Below are 21,226 nucleotides of genomic sequence, written 5' to 3' on the forward strand. Positions count from 1 at the left end.
ATTAACCTACTATTTGTATATTATAATCTTCAATTACTGTATTTGCTAAAAGTTTTTCACACATTTTAGTAACTTCAGCTCTTGCTTCTTCTTCATTTGAAGAGTTTAATTCAATGATAATTTGTTTACCAATTCTTACATCTTTAACAATCTCTTTAAAACCTAATGTATCTAAAGCATGATGAGTTGCTTTACCTTGATCATCAAGAACACCTTGTTTTAATCCTACATTTACAATTGCTTTCATTTGTCACCTTCAATTTATTTTTTTGCGATTATATCTAAAACTGCCTTATAGCAATTTAGCTCTTTTAAGCCTATTAACTCAATCTTTTAAGAATTGTTGTATATCCACTTAAAATTTTATCTTTGATTTCTTGTGGAACAATAACATCTAATTTTTGACCAGGTTTTAACTCTTTTGCCTGTTCTTTCCAATTACTTGCTTTTCCAAAATCTCTTAAAATTTGTTTATCCATAGAAATATAATTTTGTTTTTCAAAATCTTCTTTTGAAATAAATCTTGAACTTTCAGGTGTTAATATTTCATCCCCTAAAATCCATTCACCTTTTGAATTTACAAAAACTTCAAGTTTTGTATCAACTACAATAATTCCATTATCTTGTGCAAACTTTGTAAATTCACTAAATAATTTTTCTAAACTTGAGATGATTTCAGGGAAAGTATCTCTTACTTTTTGTGAATTTAATGGAATATCTTTCACACCCTTTGTTGTTGGAGTAAATAATGGTGTTTCAAATTTTGACCACTCTTTTAAATCTGAAGAGAGATTTAATCCATATGGATCTTGACCTTTTTGCGTCGCTTCAAATAAAGAACCTGTTAAATAATTTCTAAAAATCAATTCAAATTGAACAACTTCTCCATCAATTTGGGCTTCTAATGCTTTACATAATTCCATTAATTGACATCTTGGAGCAACACTTAAATTTTGATCAACAGTTTCATCTAAAATAGCTGTTCTTACACCTAATTTTTTAGCAAATTTTGCACCATTATTTGAAATTGCCGTTTGAGAAACACCTTTCCCTTCAATTTCAAGATTTAATGGAATATCAAATACCGAACATCTATCACTTCTTACTAATAAAACTTTTGCATCATCACCTGGACAAGTATAAAGATCTGCATTTTTTCCTATATAAAATAAATTGTAACCTAATTGCTCAAGTTCTTCAATACCTTTTTGAGATGTAATCTTTTTCGATTCTGGCCAAAGTCCAAGCGCAATAATTTCACTAATTTTCATCTATTTTCCTATTCTTTATTCATAATTATTAAACTTTTCAAGATTGCTAATGAAGTATTCAATTGATTATCTTCCAACAAGTCTTCACCTGTAATTACTTTTTTTGTTTCATCATCTAATATTTTTTCTTGTTTTTTTACATCATCTACTTTTTCAAGTTCTCCTTCTAGATGTTTTTTTAAGTCAGCTTCTTTTATTTTAAATGCATTATCTTCTGTTTGTGTTACTTTACCTGCTGCAACAACAATATCAGGTGTTACACCTACTGCTTGTATTGTTCTTCCACTTGGTAAATAATATTTTGCAATTGTTAATTTTATATTTTCTGTTCTTTCATTATCAATAGGAAGTACAGCTTGAACTGAACCTTTTCCAAAAGTTTTTTCTCCAACAATAACTGCACGTTTATGATCTTGTAAAGAACCACTTACGATTTCAGAAGCAGATGCTGAACCTTCATTTACAAGAACTACTAAAGGTAACTTTGTTTTTGTATTAAAACTTGATGCTTCAAATTTTTCTTCATCTTCAGCTGTTCTTCCTTTTTGAGAAACAATTACACCTTTATCAACAAATAAATCAACTGTACCTATTGCTTGAGACAATAATCCTCCAGGATTATTTCTTAAATCTAAAATAAATCCTTTTGCATTTTTATTTTCATTTATAATTTTTTCTAAATCTTCTGTAACTTTTGTATCAAAACTTGAAACTCTTAAATACACAACATTTTCATTTTCTATAGTTTTTGCAAATACAGATTGTATTTTTATGATATCTCTTTTCATTTTTATTTCAAGAGGTTTTAATTCACCTTTTCTAACAACTGTTATTGAAATATCAGTTTTAGGTTCACCTCTCATTATATTAACTGCTTCATCTAAAGTCATTCCAATAGTCGAAGTATCATTTATTTTTAAAATAATATCACCTGCTTTAATACCTGCTTTAAAAGCTGGGGTATCATCAATAGGAGAAATAACAGTTAATGCACCATCTCTCATACCAACAGTAATTCCAAGTCCACCAAACTCACCTTTTGTTTGTATGTTCATCTCTTTTGATGCTTTTTTATCAAGATAACTAGAGTGTGCATCTAGTTCCTGCATCAAACCTTTTAGTGCTTTATCAACTATTTCTTGTAGTTTAATATCGTCTACATAATACTTTTCAACTGTTCCAATAACTTTTGTCAATTTTGACAATGATTCAAATCTTGTTTGTTCTGGCTCAGCAACTTCCTCTTTTGAAAAAAGTGATTGTGATAAAATTAATGCAATTGTAGAAGCTAGTAGTAATCTCTTCATTTCTTTAATAACCTTTAAAATTTATAGAAAAAAATTATACAAAAAAGTTTATAAAAGTAAGATTTTATTAAAAATTTTGTACCATATCACCTACTTTAGAAAAAGGTCACTGATATGAGTATAAAAGAAGATGTTAATTATGTAAAAAATGAATTGAGTAGCGAAGAAAAATTTCTTGAAAATTTCGTGAAAGGTGAAAGATTTTTTAAAAAATATAAAACATTAATCTTTGGATTTATAGTAATCATCATCATAGGTTCAATTGGAACTATAATCAAAAAAAATATTGACGAAGCAAATAAATTTGACGCAAATATTGCACTAAACAAATTTTTAGAAAGTGGTGATGAAAAAGCACTAACTACGCTTAAAGATAAAAATGAAGAATTATATGAAGTTGCACTATACTTACAAGCTAAAAAAGAAAATAAATCTGTTGAAATAAATATCCCTTTACTAAAAGAGTTACTTAAATTTCAAATAGCAACAACAAATAATGATCAAAAAGAATTAGATAATTTATCATTACAAAATGATTTTTTACTAAAAGAATTCGCTATATTTAATAAAGCACTTTTATTGGTAAATGAAGGAAAATTTGAAGAAGCAAAAACTACTTTAAAACAAATCCCTCAAACTTCAAAAGCATTTGAATTAGCAAATTTATTAAATCACTATTTACTTACAAAATAAGGAAAAAACATGAAATATCTTTTAATTTCATTATCAACTCTACTTCTATTTACAGCTTGTTCTAGTAAAAAATATTATGAACCAGAAGATGTAAGTAGCAACATTGAATTAAATAAAGAATCTATGTCTTCATCAATAAAATCGATGAATAAAATTGGTGCAACATTAGATGATAATAGAATTATTACAAAAAATGGTATTTCTGAATTTGAATTACCTGAAGGTTTTGATTTTATAAATGTTACTGATGATGGCAGAATCATTGCAACTAACTATGTTGATAAATTATTAATAGGAAATGAAGAAAGAACTGTAAAAGATGTTGTTGTAGCAGCATCTATAAAAAATGGTAAATTAGCAGTTGTTTATTCTAATAATACAATTGAACTAATAGATATGAATAGCGATAAAACTTTATTTAAAGAGTATTTACCACTATCATTAGCAAATGATACAAGAATTGCAAATCCATATTTTATGGGTAATCTAATTTTGTTCCCTACATTAAACGGAAAAGTTATTATTGTTTCAGCACTTAATAATGAATCAGTAAAAAACATTGCTGTTGATCCTGATAATGAATTTAATAATATCATTTCGTTAAATGTAATTGAAAGTACTCAAACTTTAATTGTTGCAAGTCCAAATAAAATTGTTTCAATTTCACCAAAAGAAATTTTATCTAAAGAGTATGACTTAAGAGATATTATTGTAAATAAAGAAAATATTTATATAGCAACTATTGATGGACAAATTATCAAATTAACAGCTAATTTAGAAGAAGTAGCTAAGAAAAAATATAAATATGCCAAAATTCATGCACTTGCATTTACTGACTCTTTATATGCTGTTGAATCACAAGGATTTATAATAAATATTAGTGAAGATTTTAAACAAGACACAGTTTATGATTTTGGATTTGATAATGAAGAAAGAATGATTGCTATTGGAAATAGAATATATTTTGATTCAAAATATATAACTCTTCCTTAAGAAAATTATATAGGTCTAAAATATTTTAGACCTAATATAATTAAGAAAAATTTCTATTTGCTAGAAACTCTACAAAAACTGTTGCATAAGAACCCTTAGGCAAAATAAAATCTAAACTACAAACTTTTCTTGAAGCATCATATTTACAAGTTATATGTTTTGGAAAAACCATAGCTTCTCTTCTATAACCTTTTTCTTGAATATATAAATCATCATATTTTTCTTCAATTTTTAAAGCCTCTCCCATTGCTTTAAAAACCTTTCTTCCAGGAAGTAATCCTGTTGGAACAATTCTAAACTCTTTAAAATCTTTTGTTATTTTTTCTGTTATTGTTTTTGGAGTAAATAATTTATCTTTTTCTAAATCTAAAAAAATATCTCCATCAAGTAACTTAAATTCATTTTCATCTAATTTAAGTCTTTCTACTAACCAAGCATTAAAAAAACTACTTTGATAAGCAGATATTAACATTTTCGCTAATTTTCTATCTTTTATAATTTCTTCACCATAAATTACAGATTTTGCTTTTTCAAGATTTTCAATAACTTCTTTTCCAAATCTTTGATAACCAAAATAATTTGGCATACCATTTTTAGTAATTATTTTAATAATCTTTTGAATATGATTTATATCAGCAACTTCCACGTCATGTAAATTTATTTTGAATCTATTCCCTTCTAAATCACCAATATTTAATTTTTGATTATGTAAAAAAGTTTCAAGTATTTCAATTTTTTTATTTTTGAAAAGTTTTATTTCTTTTGAATATTTTTTAGGAATTGTTATGTATTGAGTAGTTGTAGCCCTTTTGTCTTTTAGACCAGCGTAACCTATCTCATTTGAGTAAATACCGAGGAATTTTGCTAATCTATCAATTAGTTCCCAAGTATCGCAATTTGTTTTTTTTATTTTTAAAACTAAAAAACTTCCACTTTGAGAAAATTTTATAGCTTGTTCCTCAACTATAAAATCCTCTTCATTTTGAATAAATTTGAAATTTAAAGTTTTATCGTTTAAAGGATAAAATCTTTTTATCAATTCTTAGCTCTTTTTACAAACTCTTGTTCATATACTGTTCTACACTCTGTACAAAATTTAGCAAAAGGTTTTGCTTTTAATCTACCAAGAGGAATAGTAACTCCACACATATCGCAAATACCGTAAGTTCCAGCATCTATTTTTTTCAATGCTTCTTCTATTTGATTTAACTCTTCTAATTGATGATTTGCTATCATCCCCTCTGTAAAAGAGTCACTAACTAGCTCTGCATAATCTAAATCATCATTTATATCTTGATCTTTTAATTGGTCAATATTTGATCTACTATTATGTATATTAGCTAAAATATTATCTTTTCTTTCAAGTAAAATTGCTTTTAACTCGTCAATTTGATTTTTATTTGGCATACTCTCTCCTTAAATATTCGCGCAATTATATACTTTTTATTATGTATTATTTATTAAGAAGTGTTTAAGGTACGATTTATAGGACTTTTTAGAAAAAATAAATAATAATTAAAATCATAAAATTTTAATATTTTATTGATTTTTCTTAATTTTATTTAACTCATAATTAACTAAAAAAAGATAAAATCATATAAATTAAAAGGAGTTATTATTACTACTTTATCAAAAACTTTTATTTTTTTTATAATATTTACTTTATCAATTTTTACTTTTCTTATTTTTATTCATTCTTTAATAAATAAAAAGATTAATTATTCATCAAAAATTACTAATATTACAAAAATTCCTAATCTTGCTTATTCAAATAATATTTTTGAAGCAAGAATAAAAGAGTACAAAGATTATTCAACAAATCTTTATCCACTTTCTATACAAATAAATTATTTGGATTTTGTATATGAAAAATAGTGTTTTTTTTAATTTTTTATTTTTACTTTTAAGTAAACATAAATCAAAACATATAGCTATTTTTATAATTTCTATATTAATAGTTTTTTTAACATCATCAATTTTATTTTTAAAAAACTCTTTGCAAAAAGAAGTAAATTCTACTTTAGAAAATCAAAGTGATTTTGTAATACAAAAAATAAATAGTGGAAAAACACAAAATATTCCTACTTCTTGGATAGATGATTTTAGTTCTATAAATGGTGTAACTTCTGTTCAACAAAGAGTTTATGGTTTATACTATTTTATGCCAGAAAATATTTATTTTACAATTATTGGAGTTGATTTTTTTGAAGAAACTACAAATAAAAATATAAAAGAACTTCTAAACATTTTAAATATCTCTGATTTCTTAAGTACAAATTCTATGATTATTGGGAATGGTGTAAAAAAAATCTTTGATAAATATCACTATTTTGATTTTTATGATTTTAAACTTTCAAATAACAATTTAGAAACTATCAAAATTTTCAAAGATTTACCAAAAGAAGCAAATTTAGTTGCAAATGATCTAATAATAATGGATATAAATCTTGCAAAACAAATATTAAATATAAATGAAGATGAAGCAACAGATATTATTTTAAATGTTCCCAATAATCTAGAAAGACAAAATGTAAAAGAACAAATACTTATAAAACACTCAAATATTAGAGTTTTACAAAAAGATGAATTAAAAAAAATGTATGAAAATATGTTCAACTACAAAGGTGGAATTTTTTTGATTTTATTTATTGTTGTTTTATTTACTTTTATTTTGATTTTATATCAAAGATATTCAATGATAAGTTCAACTGATAAAAGAGAAATTGGTATTTTAAAAGCTGTTGGTTGGAGTATAAAAGATATTATCAAACTTAAAATCATGGAAAATTTTATAGTTGCTTTTATGGCATTTATTATTGGAGTTATTTTTGCTTATATTTTTATATTCATTTTAAATGCACCTATTTTAAAAAATATTTTTATTGGTTTTTCAAATATTCAGAATGATTTTACAATATCTTCAAATATTGAAATAAGTAGTTTAATCACCCTATTTTTATTTTTTATGATTCCATTTTTAAGTGCTGTTTTAATTCCTGTTTGGAAAGTTGCTATTATTGATTCTACAAAGAGTATGAAATGATACAAATAAAAAACCTAAATAAAATATTTTATGAAAATACAAAAAAAGAGTTTTATGCTCTAAAAGATATAAATTTAGAGATAGAAACTTCAACTTGTGTAATTTTAAAAGGTATTAGTGGAAGTGGGAAATCAACTCTTTTATCACTTATTGCAACTATGGAAAAACCAACAAGTGGTGAAATTATTATTGATGATGAAAGTGTTGCTAAACTTCCTGATTTACATAGTTCTAATTTTAGAGCAAAAAAATTAGGATTTATTTTTCAATCATATAATCTATTCAATGAATTAAGTGTAAAAGAGAATGTTTCAATTCCATTAATTCCAGTTGGTTTTTCTCAAAAAGAGATAAATGAAAAAGTTTTAAAAGCTTTAGAACTAGCAAATATTTCACATAAAAAAGATGAGTTAGTATCAAATCTTTCAGGTGGAGAAAAACAAAGATGTGCAATAGCAAGAGCAATTGTAAATAATCCTGATATTATTCTTTGTGATGAACCAACTGCAAATCTTGATTTTGACAATTCAATCAAATTTATTGAAAATTTAAAAGAGTTAAAAAAATTAAACAAAACAATTATTGTTGCAACTCACGACCCAATTTTTGACAATCTTGATTTTATTGACAACGTTATAAATATAAAAAATGGAATAATTAGTGAGTAGTATTTTATTATCAAATGAAGTAATTATATTTTTATTTGTGCAAATTATTCTTTTTATTTTATTAACAATTGCTTTTTATTTTTCTCTCTCTATTATAAAAAATTGGGATTTTAATAAAACAACAAACAAACAATATAAACTTGAAAAAACCTCTTATTTAGTGATTCTAATCATTAGTTTCACGCTAATTGTAAAAATAGTTTTATTTCCCTATTTTGCTTATAGTTTAGATAATTTATCAAATATTGTCCCAGGTGCTATGTGTGCAGCTGGAATTGTTGGAGCAAATAAATTTGGACAAATAAATCTTGCTTTAAAGATTTTAATTTTATTTTTTATTGGTGTTTGGTTAATAATAAACACTTTAGATTTAAAAGCAAAAACATATCCATATACACAAAAAAAATATATTTTATACATTTTTATTTTTATTTTATCTATTATTGAACTCTTTTTAGATTTTTCATTTCTAAATAATATCTCTACAAAAGAGCCAGTAATGTGCTGTTCTGTAATATTTGGAGTTAATAATACAGGAAGCAAAATCCCTTTTGATTTATCAATTACAAATCTTTTGATTGTTTTTTATCTATTATATGTTCTAACAACAATTTTAAGTATTCAAAAATCATCTTTTTTAAATCTAATAATAAATTTTATGTTTTTATATATTGGTTATTATGCAGTAACTTACTTTTTTTCAACTTACATATATCAACTTCCAACTCATCAATGTCCTTTTTGTATGCTTCAAAAAGAGTATTATTTTATTGGATATTTTATTTGGGGAACTCTATTTTTAGGAACTTTTTTTGGTGTTTCAAGTTTCATTTTAAAAACTTTTATTAATAAAGATTTAGCATATACATACAAATATTCTTTAATATTTAATACTCTTTTTATACTCTTATGCTCTTTTTATGTGATTAAATATTATTTGATTAATGGAGTTTTTTTATAAAAATCCGTGCTGAATTTATCAACACGGAATATAAAAAATAATTATTTACTTTCAGTTTGTGCAGCTGGAGCTGTTTCTTCTTGTGCAGGAGCTGTTGTTTCAGTTTGTGCTGCTGGTGCAGTTTCTTCTTGTGCAGGTGCAGTTGCTTCAGTAGTTTGTGCTGCTGGTGCTGTTACTTCTGTTTGAGTTGCAGGTGCTTTTTTCTCTTCATTACAACCTGTTAATAAAACTAATGCTACAGCTGTTCCTAATAAAATTTTTTTCATGGTATTGCGTCCTTTTTTATATTTTTGTTTCCTTAAAAAACAATGTGGAATAATATCAGATTAATCGTGTATTAATTGTGTTATATCTATAAAAATAACTCTTTTGTTATACTTATTATTTTATCTTTGGAATTGATATTTTAAAAATTGCTCCATTTTCTATATTTTCAGCAATAATAGTACCTCTCATATTCTTTTCTATAATCATTTTTGAAAGATATAAACCTAAACCTGTTCCATTTTGCGACTCCTTTGAAGATATGTATGGTTCAAATATTTTGTCTATTAATTTATTATCAATACCACCTGCATTGTCAATAAATTCAATATATATTAAATCATTATCACATTTTAAATTCACAATTATTTTTCTTTTTTCTATATTTTTACTTAAAAATGCATCTACAGAATTATTTATTAAATTCAGAAATACTTGTTTTATTTCACTTTCAAAAGATAAAATTAAAAAACAATTTAAATCAAGTTTATGTGAATATTTAATTTCATACTCTATATTTTTATCTTTTAATCTAACTTCTGATAATTCAAAAGATTGGCTAACAGCATCTAAGAAATTAAATTCTGTTTTATTTTTAGAAGGTTTGAAAAAATTTCTAAAATCATTTATTGTTTTTGACATATAATTTAACGTATTTTTTATATTTGTAGTTGCAAAATTAAATTGTTCATCATCTAAAATATTCATCTCTTTTTTTATTTCTATTTCTTGAATTAATACAGAAATTCCATTTAATGGTTGTCTCCATTGATGTGCAATCATCGCAATCATTTCTCCCATTGCTGAAAGTTTTGATTGTTGTAAAATAAATTTTTGTTGACTTTCTAATTCATCAAATAATTTTTTTGGTATTTTTGCTAAATAATAAGCCAAAATAAATGAGATAATAAATATTACAAAAATTAAAATAATAATTTTACTATTTACAAATTCAAAAAAACTTAGAGCCCAATCTTTTGGAGTAAACCCAATGTGTAAAACTTCATTATTTATATTATCAATTAATATATCTTCTAAAATAAATTTATCTTTTTCTAATATTGGAGTTTTTTCTAAATCTTTAGTCCATTGAGGTCTATTTTCAAAACTTGAAACTAAAACTTGATTATCTTGGTCAAAAACATCAACATTAAAAGTATTTGATTGGATAAGTTCTTGCAAAAATTTATTTGCAAAAATATTTACAATTAAAATTCCACGTCTTTTATTTTTATATACGATGGGTATAGCAAATCGCCAAACAGGTTTTATAGGTTTTTCTATTTTTCCATTTTCGATATTTAAATTTAGTTTTGAAACATATATCATATTTTGTTCTAAAGCCATCGTTTCTATGAAATAATCTCTTTTACTTTTATCTTGCAAAGATACTTCTGAAATTATATTTGGAATCTCACCATAAAAGTTTCTATCTATTCTAATCTTTTCTTTTCCTGTCTCATCTAAATATCTAAGTTGTGTAACCTCTGGTTTATCACTCATTAAAGTATCAAAAAGACTCAATAAATTCTCATGATTTTCTTCATTTGGATTTGTTAGATATTTAAGAAATATTGTATTTTCATCTAAAGAAATTAAAAATCTTTTATATTGTTCATAAAATTTTGTAATATTCTTTTTCTTTTGCTCAAATTCAAATTTTGCTTTATCTAGATTTGATAATTTCTGATAATTTGACAATTCTGCAAAAAGAATAACCAGAATTAAACTTGATAGACTAATTCCTGCTAAAATAAATAAATATGTAAATCTACTTAAATAATTAACTCTATTTAAAAATTTCATTGTTTCTCTTTTAATAATTCATCTAAAGATTTTGCTTCGCTAAAATAGTGACCTTGAAAATAATCAACTCCTAAATTTTTTAAAATATTAAAAGTTTTCTCATCTTCAACAAATTCTGCAACTACTTTTATATCACATTTTTTACAAAAATTTATAATTGATTCAATCAAAATAAAACCTCTGTATTCACCAACTTTTTTAACCAAGGAACCATCTAATTTTATTTTATCAATAGGTAAAGATAAAAAATATTCATAATTAGAATATCCACTTCCAAAATCATCAATTGCAATTCTTGCACCATAACTTTTCATTAATGTACAAAATTTTATAGTTTTTTCCATATCAATTAAACCTTCACTTTCTAAAAGTTCAATAGTTATAACTGATTTGTGTTCTTTTAATATTTTTTCTAAATAATCAATAATTTCTGGATTTATAATATCTTCATAAGAAAGATTTATTGAAATTTCTTTATGTAAAAGTGATTCTCCTTCCATAGCTTTTTTAATAATAATCTTTGTAAATTTTGTATAATTTTTGGAATGTTGAATATTATTTAAAAAAGAATAAGGTGTTAAAACTTTTTTTTCAAAACTATCATATATTCTTGCAAGAGCTTCGTATTTTATTATATTTTTATCTTTATCAACTATTGCTTGAAAATAAGTGATAATTTCATCATTTAAAAATGCATTTTTTATCTTTTTTTCAAGTTCAATATTTTTTTGAAAAGCTTCTCTGGAATCAGTAACATTTGAAAAATCAATATAGTTTAATTTTCTATCTTGAGCCACATCTTTAGCTATTAAAGCTTCTGTTAAAATGTCAAATTGTTCAAAATAAGCTCCACCAAAAGTAAACGATAAATCTAAATTTATCGTTTCATCTATCAAAAATGTTGAAGATTCTAAAAAACTCAATAATTCATTTGAAAGTTTTGCTAAATCTTGTTCTTTTATTTTTATTGAAGATTTTAGTAAAATTGCAAATTTATCACTATCTAATTTGAATAAATGTAAATTTTGTCTTTTATTTAATTTTATAAATTCTTCTAATTTAGAAGAGATATCTCTTAAAATCTTATCTCCAACTTCATAACCATACATTTTAATATATCTTCCAAAATTATCAATATCTATAATAATTAAAGAATTTAGAGAATCTTTACTCTCATTTATATTTTTAATTAAAGAAGATCTATTTTGAAGTTTAGTAATTGGTTCAAGATATAATGAATTTATTATCTCTTCTTTTTCTCTTACAACTAAACTTATATCTTTAAATATAAAACTAATTGAACTAATTTCATCATAATCAAATTCTAAAGCGAAAGCAGTCAAATTTACAATATATATTTTATTTTGAAAATTTATATTTATTGTTTTATTGTAAACTTCATACTTATTTACAAATTCATAAATTATTTTTAAATCTTTTTCATCTATTAAAGAAGAAATATGTTCTATTTTATATTTTGAAATTTGATCGCTTAAATCAGAGAATAAATCAAAATTTATATCTTTAATTAAACCATCTTTAGTTGTACTTATTATTAGATTGCTTTTACTAATCGCTTCTTTAAAATGTTCAATTTGGATTTTTTTTCTCTCTAGTTCCCGTTTTGTTTCTACTCTTTGAGAAATTTTTGAAACAGTTTGTAATAATTTTCGTAAATCTATAGGTTTTTCTATAAAACTTTCTATACTTAATTCTATAGCTTTTTTTAAATAATCTATTTCGTTAAAAGCTGTTGTAATTATTACAGGAATATCTAAATCTTTCTGCCTTAATTTTTCTACTAAATTTATACCCTAAGTTCAAATCATAAATGCATAATTTCTGAAGAAAAGGTGTAAGTGGGGTTAACAAATATTTTGTTATCCTTATTTCGCCAAAAACAGGAAAAATATTTATGCGAAAATTCACACAGTTAACCCTAAAAGTAAGATATCAAATATCTGCTTACACTAAAGTTGGATACACTCAAATTCAAATAGCAAATACTTTAGGTATTTCACAATCCACTGTTAGTAGAGAGATAAAGAGAAATAGTTCTGAAGGTATTTATAAACCAGAACTTGCTGAACAGTTTAGTTTCTATAGACACAAATATAAATCAAAGCATTTAAAGCTTACTAGAAAAGTAATGAATTACATCAAAGATAAATTAAAATTAGATTGGTCTCCTGAACAAATATCAGGAGTAATGAAATTACAAAAGCTTTCTTATGTATCACATGAAACTATTTATCAATATATCTACAAAAATAAATGCCATGGTGGAAAGTTATATTTAATGCTACGTCATAAAAACAAAAAGTATCACAAGAGAGGAAATGACTATAACTCTAGAGGAATTATTAAAAATAGAGTATCAATTGAGAAAAGACCAAAAGTTGTTGAATACAAAAAAAGAGTTGGTGATTTTGAAATTGATACAGTCATTGGTAAAAACCATATTGGAGCATTAGTTACAATAGTTGATAGAGCAACAAAGTTTACTCTCATCAAAAAAGTTGATTCTAAGAAAGCTGATGTGGTTACACAAGCTTTAATTGATATGCTTTATCCAATAAAAGCAATTACTCATACAATTACTTCTGATAATGGTAAAGAGTTTGCTTATCATGAAGAAGTATCAAAAGCTTTAGATACAAAGTTTTACTTTGCAAATCCATATCATTCATGGGAAAGAGGATTAAATGAACATACAAATGGTTTAATACGTCAGTATTTACCAAAACAAACAGATTTCACTAAAGTCAAAAGAAGAGAAATTAGAGAAATACAAAACAGGTTAAATAACAGACCTAGAAAATCTCTTGGTTACAAAACTCCATCTGAGGTTTTTTATGCTAAAGTTGCAAAAGTTTTAACAGCTTAGTTTGGTGAATTTATGCATTTATCTCTTGAATTGGCGTACCATTTAGTTTTGGCATTCTAATATCAGTAATAATTATATCAATTGGATTTTTTTCTATGATACCTAAAGCTTCTTCACCATCATATGCTGTAAATATTTTTTGATTTAAAAGTTGTAAAGTCCTAGAAACAGAATCAGCCACTATTTTGTCATCTTCTATGTATAAGATATATATTTTTTCTGACATTTGAGATTCCTAAAATTAAAGAATTTATTTTAGATTATATGTTAATTGAAATAATAATAGTATAAAAGAAAAATTATTTTTAAATAATTTACGGAAGAATTTTAAGTGGAGGAGGTAGTCGGACTCGAACCAACGCATGTCGGATTTGCAATCCGAGGCATTACCAGCTTTGCTATACCTCCAACAAAATATTGGATAAGTTAAATCAAATAATGATAAAAAGTTAAATGATTTAATTTTAAAAAATGGCAGAGAGCAAGGGATTCGAACCCTCGGAGGCGTGAACCTCGCCGGTTTTCAAAACCGGTACAATCGACCAACTCTGTCAACTCTCTACTCATTAATAATGGTGCGAATGATCGGAATCGAACCGATACTCCCAAACGGGAATTGGATTTTAAGTCCAACGCGTCTACCTGTTCCGCCACACTCGCTTTTTATAGGTAAGACAATTTAAGTCTTTTACTCAAATCGGACTGGAATTATAATAGGTTTTTTATTTATTGTCAAGAGTTTTTTGAATAAATTTCTAAATTTCTAAAAAATACCTCATTTTAATGGAAATTGAACAGCAATAAATGTATAATTTATTCATATAATTTACGTATATTTAAAAGGATATTACATTGAGAAGTGATGAAGTAAAAAAAGGGTTCGATAGAACACCTCATAGATCATTGTTAAGAGCAACAGGACTTAAAGATGAAGATTTTGATAAACCATTTATTGGTGTTGCAAACTCTTTTATTGAATTAATTCCAGGACATTTTTTCCTAGATAAAGTATCTGCTATCATAAAAGAAGAGATTCGTGCAAATGGGTGTGTACCATTTGAATTTAATACTATTGGTGTTGATGATGGAATTGCAATGGGACATGATGGTATGTTATTTTCTCTTCCTTCAAGAGAATTAATTGCAAATTCTATTGAAACAGTAATGAATGCACATAAACTTGATGCAATGATTGCTATCCCAAACTGTGATAAAATCGTACCAGGTATGATTATGGGAGCTTTAAGAGTTAATGTTCCAACTATTTTTGTATCAGGTGGACCAATGGAAAAAGGTTACACAAAAGATGGAACTCCAATTGACTTAGCGACTGCATTTGAAGCTGTTGGAAAACATGAAGCTGGACAAATGAGTGATGAAGAGTTAAAAGATATTGAGTGTAATGCATGTCCAAGTGGTGGTTCATGTTCAGGGATGTTTACAGCTAACTCTATGAATACACTTATGGAAGCCATGGGAATTGCACTTCCAGGGAATGGAACTATCTTAGCACTAACGCCTGAAAGAGAAGAGTTATATAGAAAAGCAGCTAGAAGAATTTGTGAAATTGCACTTGATGCTCAAGCTAGAGAAAAATATAAATTAAAAAATATTTTAAATGAAAATGCAGTTAAAAATGCTTTTGCTGTTGATATGGCAATGGGTGGAAGTTCAAATACAGTTCTTCATATGTTAGCTATTGCAAAAGAAGCAAATGTTGATTTTAATTTAGAAGATATAAATAGTATTTCAAAAAAAGTTTCTCATATTGCAAAAATTTCTCCATCATTAAGTACAGTTCATATGGAAGATATAAACAAAGCCGGTGGCGTAAATGCAGTTATGAAAGAGATGACAAAAAGAGGTGATGATATTTTATTAGATAACCTTACAATCTCTGGTGAAACTATATTAGAAAAAATCAAAGATGCTTATATCAAAGATACAAATATCATTCACACTATTGATAATCCATATTCACAAGTTGGTGGATTAGCAATTCTTTATGGTAACTTAGCAGAACAAGGTGCTGTTATTAAAACTGCTGGAATTACTGGTTCAAGAGTTTTCACAGGGAAAGCTGTTTGTTTTGATGGACAACCTGAGGCTATTAAAGGAATTGTTTCTGGAAAAGTAAAAGCTGGTGATGTTGTTGTTATCAGATACGAAGGTCCAAAAGGAGGACCTGGAATGCAAGAAATGCTTGCTCCTACTTCTTTAATCATGGGAATGGGACTTGGAGATAAAGTTGCGTTAATTACTGATGGAAGATTCTCAGGTGCAACAAGAGGTGCTTCAATTGGGCATGTATCTCCAGAAGCTGCTGAAGGTGGAATGATTGGATTATTAAAAGATGGTGATGAAATTCATATTGATGTTGACCAATATATTTTAAGTGTAAATCTTACATTTGAAGAGATTGCTCAAAGAAGAGATGAATTTGTACCTCTAAAAAAACCTCTTAACTCTTCTTGGTTGGGACAATATAGAGCACTTGTAACAAACGCAAGTTGCGGAGCTGTTTTAAAAACTGATTTATAATAAGTAGGGCTTTTGCCCTATTTTAAAATATTAACCCTCTATTAACCATTGATTGGAAAATAGTTTACTCTTATACTTTAGAATGTCAGAATAATAAATCGAAAAAAGGATATAAAAGTGAAGAAAAAACTTTTAATTATTTCTACAATAATTGCAACTCAATTATTTGCTAAAACTATAGATTTTGAGATGATGGATAAAAATCCAGTAAGAGTTACTCCAAATTCTACAAGTGAAATCTTATCTTTTAATAGTAGTATTAAAAATTCTTTAAATTCAATTGTTAATATTTCTGCTAAAAAACATGTAGATTCGAGTTTGGATACATTGCCTCTTCAAATGTTTAATGATCCATTCTTTAAAAGATTTTTTGGTGACCAATTTGGTAATCAATTAAAACAAAATAGAGTTCAAAGATCTTTAGGTTCAGGTGTTATTGTTTCAAAAGATGGATACATTGTTACAAATAATCATGTTATTGAAAATGCAGAGGAAATTACTGTAACTATTGGTGATGATAATACAGAATATAATGCAAAATTAATAGGAAAAGATGCGGATAGTGATATTGCTGTTATTAAGATTGAGTCAGAAGTAGCTCTTAGTCCTATTAAATTAGGAGATTCTAATAGTTTATTAGTTGGTGATGTTATTTTTGCTATTGGAAATCCATTTGGTATTGGAAGTACGGTAACTCAAGGTATTATTTCAGCTTTAAATAAAAATAAAGTTGGAATAAATAGATATGAAAACTATATTCAAACTGATGCTTCTATAAATCCTGGAAACTCTGGTGGAGCCTTAGTTGATAGTAGAGGTGCATTAATAGGTATTAATACAGCTATTATTTCAAAAAGTGGTGGGAATAATGGTATTGGATTTGCAATTCCAGTTGCTATGATAAAAGATGTTGTGGAAAAACTTGTAGCTGATGGAAAAATTACTAGAGGTTATCTAGGTGTTGCAATTGCCGATTTAGAAAATGAGTTATCAAAAGTTTATAAAAGAAAAGAAGGTGCTTTAGTTTTAGATATTTCTGCTGAAACGCCAGCTGCTAAATATGGATTAAAAAGAGGTGATTTAATTTATGCAATAAATGGAAAAGCTATCAAAGATAGAAGTTCTTTACAAAACACAATTGCATCATTTAAACCTGATGAAAAAATTAAATTAGACATAGAAAGAGATGGAAAAGATATGTCATTAAACATTGTTTTAGGAGATAGAACAAGTTTAGTACAAATTCAATCAGACAACAATACTTTCCTAGGTGGTTTAAAACTTAGTCAAATTGATGCAGAAACACAAAAACAATTTAGATTATCTTCTGATATAACAGGAATTTTAATTTCTGATGTAGAACCAAAATCTAAAGCTGAAAAAGCTGGTTTCCAAGCTGGTGATGTTATTATTCAAATAGAAGATGTCGAAATTAAAAACTTTACAAATGTTGAAACAGCATTAAAAAGATATAATAATAAATATAAAAGAGTTTATGTAAATAGATATGGACAAACTATAATGTTTGTAATTCAATAAAAGGATAGACCATAATAAAAGTACTTATGATAGAAGATGATTTAGAGTTAGCCCAAATCATCACAGATTATTTAAAATCATTCGACATAGAAGTTATAAATACTGATAGTCCATATAATGGACTATCAATGCTTAATGTGCATAAAGATTATCAACTTATTATTCTTGATTTAACCCTTCCTGAAATTGATGGATTAGAATTAATCCCAAAAATTAGAGAAAAATCAAATATACCAATTATCATTAGTTCAGCTCGTGATGATATTTTAGATAAAGTTATGGGTTTAGAAAGAGGTGCTGATGATTATCTTCCAAAACCATATAATCCAAGAGAATTGCAAGCTAGAATAAAAACTATTTTAAAAAGAGTAGAATCAAAAGATGAACCTAAAAAAACTGAACAAAACTCTTTATTTGAAGTAAAAGATAGTGATATGCAAATACTTTTTAAAGGTGTTGCCTTAACTCTTACATTAGCTGAATATGATATTTTAAAACTATTAATTCAAAGAAATCATGGAGTTGTTGCAAGAGAAGATTTTATTTATGCAAGTGATAATATAGAAGATGATTCATCGCTTAAAAATATAGATGTAATTATTTCAAGAATTAGAACAAAACTATCAAAAATTGATGATAGTCAAACTTATATTAAATCAGTAAGAGGTATTGGATATCAGTTAATATGATAAAAAATATCTCTATTTCTACTTTTGTAAATATCATATTTACATTGGCTTTTATCTCTATTTTTATAACTTTTGCAATGTTTATTAATTACGATAAACAAAAACATGAACTATCACTTCAAAATAGATACGAACTAATTGCAGAAAATTTTTTAAGTTCATTCCAAAATCAACCAACTGTTGAATCACTTATAGCTTTATATAAAAAGTTCCAAGTTATGCCTATTGAAGATAGAGATAAAAAATTAGAAATTATTAAAAATGCTCAAGAGTTAACAATCACTCAAAACTATTTAGGAACTTATAGAGTTTATAAATATAATGACATATACTATATTTATGTTCAACAATATGGTTACAATCTAATGTTAAAAGACTCTGCAAACCATAACTATAGTATGGCTTTTATAATTGTGGGATTTGCTATATCTTTATTTACATTTTTATTTTTATATGAAATTTTAAAAAGAAAATTAAAACCTTTAAACACATTAAATAAACAAATTATTGAATTTTCGAATGGAAATAAAGATATAAAACTAAACTATACAAGCAATGATGAAATTGGAACGATTGCTAGAAATTTCAATGAAGCTATAAACATTATAAACAATCAATCTAAATCAAAAGACTTGTTTATGCGAAATATGATGCATGAATTAAAAACTCCTATCACAAAAGCTATGTTCATCGCTGAAACACTTGAAGATGATAAAACAAGAGAAAATCTTCAACGTGCATTTAAAAGAATGGATGATATTATCAAAGAGTTAGCAACTGTTGAAAAACTGACTTCTAAAAATACAATGATTTATAAAGAGGAAACTAACTTTTTTAATATTTACTCTAAAACTTTAGAATTAATGATGATAAATCCAGAAAATATTGCAGCTAAAATAAGAGACTTCAAATTTGATGTTGATATTTATATGATGTCAATTGCTTTAAAAAACTTAATTGATAATGCAATAAAATTTTCAACAAATAAAAAAGCAATAATCAATGCAAATAAAAAACATATCGAAATAATCTCTTTCGGTGAACCACTTAAAAATGAATTATCATACTATACAGAAGCATTTTCACAAGAAGAAAAAAGAAGTGATGGTTTTGGATTAGGGCTTTATATTGTAAAAACAATAGTAAGTTTACATGGATTTAAACTTGAATATAAATACGAAGATGGGAAAAACTACTTTATCATAAATATGGAAAAGTAGTTTTCTAAGTTTCTAATTTCTCACGTCTTTCATAACTTCAAACCAATTTCTATTAAAATATTTTTTAATATATTTAGCTCTATGTGGCACTATACAACCTGAACAATTTTGATGAATATAATCCTCACCAATATATTGTGCTCCATCACGTGATTTGATATTACAAACTGAAAATAGAGTTTTTCCATCTTCTGTTTTTTCAAATCCATCATCTTTAAATCTGAAATTTGGACAGGCACATAAATAGCAATTTAAATCTTCCATATCATGACATTTTTTATTATCTTTATAAAGTGGACAAAAATCTGGTTCATTTTTTACCATATTTTCAAATCTAAAATACTCTATTACCTCATCAACAGATTTATCTATCAATTTTTCCATCACTTTAGCATGTAGTTTTCCTTGTTTTAAAAACCACTCTTCATAAGTCATATAAATACTCCTAAACTTAAAACAATTATTATAAATATATCTAAACGGTTTCTAAGAGATAATGCCTTTAAAACATCATCTTTTTCTATTATTTCTTTTCCATCTCCAAAATATGGTTTATCTTTCAACTTACCAAAATATGAAGTAGGACCACCAAGTTTAACATTTATAGCTAGTGCTAAAGCTGATATTGGAAGCCCCGCATTAAGACTATCATGTTTTTTTCCATATTTTTTAAACTCAAACAATGCTTTTAAACTAAAAAATAGTATTGAAATCAAAATAGCAGTTATTCTTGCTGGAATGAAATTTAAAACATCATCAACTCTTGCACTAAACTTTCCAAATTTTTCATATTTTTCATTTCTATAACCAACCATAGAATCAAGAGTATTCACAGCTTTATAAATAAATGCGCCAACTATTCCAAAACATAAAAGATAAAATAGAGGTGCAATTACTCCATCACTAAGATTTTCTCCATAAGTTTCAATAGCAGCTTTATTTATATCACTATCACTTAATTCTTTTGTATCACGACTTACAAGCATTGAAATTTTTTCTCTTTTGATATTTATATCATCACTTGAAACTACATCTTTTACACTATCATAAAGTAATTTTGAAGACAAAGTAAATGAGGCTAAAAATCCTTGAACTAAAATATTATCAAATAAAGATAATAGATATGAGACTATAAATACAATAAACAAAAGAGAAGAAGTAAGTAATACTCCTCTAAAAATAGAGTCCTTATAAAAATATTTTTGAAACCAAGAGATATAATTTCCCATCAAAATAATGGGATGTTTAAAAAACTTCAATTCTTCAAACTCTCTAAAAATTCTATCTAAAATATATGCTATTAATGCTACTTCATAATACATTGAACTTACATATCCTACGATT

At 25.6% G+C, this 21,226-nt stretch carries 21 protein-coding genes, 3 tRNA genes and 1 pseudogene; 10 read left to right on the top strand and 15 right to left on the bottom strand.

Annotation, left to right across the window (positions count from 1 at the left end; genetic code table 11):
• Window position 1: 1 nt before the first annotated feature.
• The 3 genes from purS to ABLL_RS13385 form a co-directional block, all read right to left on the bottom strand.
• Window positions 2–247, bottom strand: a complete 246-nt coding sequence (gene purS, locus ABLL_RS13375; RefSeq protein WP_014475321.1) for a phosphoribosylformylglycinamidine synthase subunit PurS — start codon at window positions 245–247, stop codon at window positions 2–4.
• A gap of 73 nt (window positions 248–320) precedes the next feature.
• Window positions 321–1,271: a phosphoribosylaminoimidazolesuccinocarboxamide synthase gene (locus ABLL_RS13380; protein ID WP_014475322.1), complete on the bottom strand. Its 951-nt coding sequence runs from the start codon at window positions 1,269–1,271 to the stop codon at window positions 321–323.
• Between the two features lie 8 nt (window positions 1,272–1,279).
• Window positions 1,280–2,578, bottom strand: coding sequence for a S41 family peptidase (locus ABLL_RS13385; RefSeq protein WP_014475323.1), 1,299 nt, complete (start codon window positions 2,576–2,578; stop codon window positions 1,280–1,282).
• A 114-nt stretch (window positions 2,579–2,692) separates the two neighbouring features.
• Here ABLL_RS13385 and ABLL_RS13390 point away from each other — a divergent pair, with 114 nt between their 5' ends.
• Complete coding sequence (locus ABLL_RS13390; RefSeq protein ID WP_014475324.1) at window positions 2,693–3,271, top strand: hypothetical protein; 579 nt, start codon at window positions 2,693–2,695, stop codon at window positions 3,269–3,271.
• A gap of 9 nt (window positions 3,272–3,280) precedes the next feature.
• Entirely contained in the window at window positions 3,281–4,264 is a 984-nt protein-coding gene (locus tag ABLL_RS13395) for a hypothetical protein (RefSeq protein WP_014475325.1), read from the top strand.
• Between the two features lie 40 nt (window positions 4,265–4,304).
• Here ABLL_RS13395 and ABLL_RS13400 read toward each other — a convergent pair whose 3' ends face one another.
• A complete protein-coding gene (locus tag ABLL_RS13400) occupies window positions 4,305–5,303 on the bottom strand; it encodes a tRNA pseudouridine(13) synthase TruD (protein WP_014475326.1) in 999 nt (332 codons plus the stop codon).
• On the bottom strand, window positions 5,300–5,671 hold the full coding sequence (dksA, locus tag ABLL_RS13405) for an RNA polymerase-binding protein DksA (protein WP_014475327.1): 372 nt from the start codon (window positions 5,669–5,671) through the stop codon (window positions 5,300–5,302). Before dksA ends, ABLL_RS13400 begins: the two co-directional genes overlap by 4 nt.
• Window positions 5,672–6,128: 457 nt before the next feature.
• Here dksA and ABLL_RS13410 point away from each other — a divergent pair, with 457 nt between their 5' ends.
• The 3 genes from ABLL_RS13410 to ABLL_RS13420 are packed head-to-tail and all read left to right on the top strand — an operon-like array spanning window position 6,129 to window position 8,936.
• On the top strand, window positions 6,129–7,307 hold the full coding sequence (locus ABLL_RS13410; RefSeq protein WP_014475328.1) for an ABC transporter permease: 1,179 nt from the start codon (window positions 6,129–6,131) through the stop codon (window positions 7,305–7,307).
• Entirely contained in the window at window positions 7,304–7,975 is a 672-nt protein-coding gene (locus tag ABLL_RS13415; RefSeq protein WP_014475329.1) for an ABC transporter ATP-binding protein, read from the top strand. The genes ABLL_RS13410 and ABLL_RS13415 overlap by 4 nt, the downstream gene beginning before the upstream one ends.
• Window positions 7,968–8,936: a hypothetical protein gene (locus ABLL_RS13420; RefSeq protein WP_014475330.1), complete on the top strand. Its 969-nt coding sequence runs from the start codon at window positions 7,968–7,970 to the stop codon at window positions 8,934–8,936. Before ABLL_RS13415 ends, ABLL_RS13420 begins: the two co-directional genes overlap by 8 nt.
• Window positions 8,937–8,977: 41 nt before the next feature.
• Here the strand turns inward: ABLL_RS13420 and ABLL_RS13425 are convergent, their stop codons facing one another.
• From ABLL_RS13425 to ABLL_RS15270, 4 genes and pseudogenes are all read right to left on the bottom strand, one after another.
• Window positions 8,978–9,202, bottom strand: coding sequence for a lipoprotein (locus ABLL_RS13425; RefSeq protein ID WP_014475331.1), 225 nt, complete (start codon window positions 9,200–9,202; stop codon window positions 8,978–8,980).
• A 115-nt stretch (window positions 9,203–9,317) separates the two neighbouring features.
• A complete protein-coding gene (locus ABLL_RS14820; RefSeq protein ID WP_014475332.1) occupies window positions 9,318–11,006 on the bottom strand; it encodes a sensor histidine kinase in 1,689 nt (562 codons plus the stop codon).
• Window positions 11,003–12,349, bottom strand: coding sequence for an EAL domain-containing protein (locus ABLL_RS13435; protein WP_014475333.1), 1,347 nt, complete (start codon window positions 12,347–12,349; stop codon window positions 11,003–11,005). The genes ABLL_RS14820 and ABLL_RS13435 overlap by 4 nt, the downstream gene beginning before the upstream one ends.
• A 321-nt stretch (window positions 12,350–12,670) precedes the next feature.
• A pseudogene (locus ABLL_RS15270) lies at window positions 12,671–12,817 on the bottom strand (response regulator); the annotation flags it as partial.
• 104 nt (window positions 12,818–12,921) lie between these two features.
• Between ABLL_RS15270 and ABLL_RS13440 the strand changes: the two are divergent.
• Window positions 12,922–13,893 carry an IS30 family transposase gene (locus ABLL_RS13440; protein ID WP_014473003.1) on the top strand — a complete coding sequence of 324 codons (972 nt, stop codon included), beginning with the start codon at window positions 12,922–12,924 and terminating at the stop codon, window positions 13,891–13,893.
• Between the two features lie 10 nt (window positions 13,894–13,903).
• Here ABLL_RS13440 and ABLL_RS13445 read toward each other — a convergent pair whose 3' ends face one another.
• The 4 genes from ABLL_RS13445 to ABLL_RS13460 form a co-directional block, all read right to left on the bottom strand.
• A complete protein-coding gene (locus ABLL_RS13445) occupies window positions 13,904–14,119 on the bottom strand; it encodes a response regulator (RefSeq protein ID WP_014475334.1) in 216 nt (71 codons plus the stop codon).
• Between the two features lie 106 nt (window positions 14,120–14,225).
• Window positions 14,226–14,301: transfer RNA gene (locus ABLL_RS13450), tRNA-Cys, on the bottom strand.
• Window positions 14,302–14,365: 64 nt separating this feature from the next.
• Window positions 14,366–14,454: transfer RNA gene (locus ABLL_RS13455), tRNA-Ser, on the bottom strand.
• Window positions 14,455–14,466: 12 nt separating this feature from the next.
• Window positions 14,467–14,553: transfer RNA gene (locus tag ABLL_RS13460), tRNA-Leu, on the bottom strand.
• Window positions 14,554–14,745: 192 nt separating this feature from the next.
• On the opposite strand from ABLL_RS13460, the gene ilvD reads away from it, so the two are divergent.
• From ilvD to ABLL_RS13480, 4 genes are all read left to right on the top strand, one after another.
• The gene (ilvD, locus tag ABLL_RS13465; protein ID WP_014475335.1) at window positions 14,746–16,434 is read left to right on the top strand and encodes a dihydroxy-acid dehydratase; all 1,689 of its coding nucleotides are present in this window, start codon (window positions 14,746–14,748) and stop codon (window positions 16,432–16,434) included.
• A 117-nt stretch (window positions 16,435–16,551) separates the two neighbouring features.
• A complete protein-coding gene (locus tag ABLL_RS13470; RefSeq protein WP_014475336.1) occupies window positions 16,552–17,973 on the top strand; it encodes a Do family serine endopeptidase in 1,422 nt (473 codons plus the stop codon).
• A gap of 11 nt (window positions 17,974–17,984) precedes the next feature.
• Complete coding sequence (locus tag ABLL_RS13475; protein WP_216833238.1) at window positions 17,985–18,662, top strand: response regulator transcription factor; 678 nt, start codon at window positions 17,985–17,987, stop codon at window positions 18,660–18,662.
• Window positions 18,659–19,882, top strand: coding sequence for an ArsS family sensor histidine kinase (locus ABLL_RS13480; RefSeq protein WP_014475338.1), 1,224 nt, complete (start codon window positions 18,659–18,661; stop codon window positions 19,880–19,882). Before ABLL_RS13475 ends, ABLL_RS13480 begins: the two co-directional genes overlap by 4 nt.
• A gap of 12 nt (window positions 19,883–19,894) precedes the next feature.
• Here the strand turns inward: ABLL_RS13480 and ABLL_RS13485 are convergent, their stop codons facing one another.
• Both ABLL_RS13485 and cbiB read right to left on the bottom strand, forming a co-directional pair.
• Window positions 19,895–20,317, bottom strand: coding sequence for a hypothetical protein (locus tag ABLL_RS13485; protein WP_014475339.1), 423 nt, complete (start codon window positions 20,315–20,317; stop codon window positions 19,895–19,897).
• A complete protein-coding gene (gene cbiB, locus ABLL_RS13490; protein WP_014475340.1) occupies window positions 20,314–21,204 on the bottom strand; it encodes an adenosylcobinamide-phosphate synthase CbiB in 891 nt (296 codons plus the stop codon). The genes ABLL_RS13485 and cbiB overlap by 4 nt, the downstream gene beginning before the upstream one ends.
• Window positions 21,205–21,226: the final 22 nt, after the last annotated feature.

This window comes from Arcobacter sp. L, assembly GCF_000284235.1.
GTDB classification, from domain to species: domain Bacteria; phylum Campylobacterota; class Campylobacteria; order Campylobacterales; family Arcobacteraceae; genus Aliarcobacter; species Aliarcobacter defluvii.

Excerpts from the sequence above, each read along its gene's own strand:
- purS (WP_014475321.1), bottom strand. The coding sequence starts at position 247 with ATGAAAGCAATTGTAAATGTAGGATTAAAACAAGGTGTTCTTGATGAT.
- ABLL_RS13380 (WP_014475322.1), bottom strand. The coding sequence starts at position 1,271 with ATGAAAATTAGTGAAATTATTGCGCTTGGACTTTGGCCAGAATCGAAA.
- ABLL_RS13385 (WP_014475323.1), bottom strand. The coding sequence starts at position 2,578 with ATGAAGAGATTACTACTAGCTTCTACAATTGCATTAATTTTATCACAA.
- ABLL_RS13390 (WP_014475324.1), top strand. The coding sequence starts at position 2,693 with ATGAGTATAAAAGAAGATGTTAATTATGTAAAAAATGAATTGAGTAGC.
- ABLL_RS13395 (WP_014475325.1), top strand. The coding sequence starts at position 3,281 with ATGAAATATCTTTTAATTTCATTATCAACTCTACTTCTATTTACAGCT.
- dksA (WP_014475327.1), bottom strand. The coding sequence starts at position 5,671 with ATGCCAAATAAAAATCAAATTGACGAGTTAAAAGCAATTTTACTTGAA.
- ABLL_RS13410 (WP_014475328.1), top strand. The coding sequence starts at position 6,129 with ATGAAAAATAGTGTTTTTTTTAATTTTTTATTTTTACTTTTAAGTAAA.
- ABLL_RS13415 (WP_014475329.1), top strand. The coding sequence starts at position 7,304 with ATGATACAAATAAAAAACCTAAATAAAATATTTTATGAAAATACAAAA.
- ABLL_RS13425 (WP_014475331.1), bottom strand. The coding sequence starts at position 9,202 with ATGAAAAAAATTTTATTAGGAACAGCTGTAGCATTAGTTTTATTAACA.
- ABLL_RS14820 (WP_014475332.1), bottom strand. The coding sequence starts at position 11,006 with ATGAAATTTTTAAATAGAGTTAATTATTTAAGTAGATTTACATATTTA.
- ABLL_RS13440 (WP_014473003.1), top strand. The coding sequence starts at position 12,922 with ATGCGAAAATTCACACAGTTAACCCTAAAAGTAAGATATCAAATATCT.
- ABLL_RS13445 (WP_014475334.1), bottom strand. The coding sequence starts at position 14,119 with ATGTCAGAAAAAATATATATCTTATACATAGAAGATGACAAAATAGTG.
- ABLL_RS13480 (WP_014475338.1), top strand. The coding sequence starts at position 18,659 with ATGATAAAAAATATCTCTATTTCTACTTTTGTAAATATCATATTTACA.
- ABLL_RS13485 (WP_014475339.1), bottom strand. The coding sequence starts at position 20,317 with ATGACTTATGAAGAGTGGTTTTTAAAACAAGGAAAACTACATGCTAAA.
- cbiB (WP_014475340.1), bottom strand. The coding sequence starts at position 21,204 with ATGTATTATGAAGTAGCATTAATAGCATATATTTTAGATAGAATTTTT.